We start from the raw sequence: 591 nt of genomic DNA, 5'->3' as shown, positions 1-591 counted from the left end.
CCACGGCACCGCCTTCCGCACGCGCTGGATGAACGATGCCGTCTACCAGATCGCCAGTTTCATGCTGATGCGCAACCCGGTGACCTGGCGCTGGAGCCATGCCCGCCATCACACCGACACGATCATCGTCGGCCGCGACGCCGAGATCGCGGTGATGCGTCCGCCGGACCTGCTGCGCGCCGCACTCGCCTTCACCGGCATTCTCGATTTCCGCTATTCGCTGCCGTCGCTTGTGCGCAATGCGTTCGGCAGCATCTCGCCCGACGAGAAAAGCTTTATTCCCGAGATGGAGCTTCACAAGGTGGTCAAAGCCGCGCGCTGGCATGTCGCCATCTATGTCGCGACGATCGTGCTGGCGCTCTATTTATGGTCGTTCCTGCCGCTGGTGCTGATCGGCCTGCCGCGCCTCTACGGCAGCTGGCACATGGTGCTGACCGGCCTGCTGCAGCATATCGGCCTGGCCGATAATGTCACCGACCACCGGCTGAACACGCGCACCGTCTACATGAACCCGATCAGCCGCTTCATCTACTGGAACATGAACTATCATGTCGAACATCACATGTTCGCGATGGTGCCGTATCACGCGCT

Annotated in this window: 1 protein-coding gene; it reads left to right on the top strand. The window is 61.6% G+C overall.

Annotated elements, in window-relative coordinates:
• On the top strand, positions 1 to 591 hold a 591-nt coding region (locus EOC06_RS38330; RefSeq protein WP_206631401.1), incomplete at both ends, for a fatty acid desaturase.

The organism is Mesorhizobium sp. M7A.F.Ca.MR.362.00.0.0, from assembly GCF_004023175.1.
Lineage (GTDB): Bacteria > Pseudomonadota > Alphaproteobacteria > Rhizobiales > Rhizobiaceae > Mesorhizobium.
This window is presented reverse-complemented; position numbering and strand designations above follow the sequence as displayed.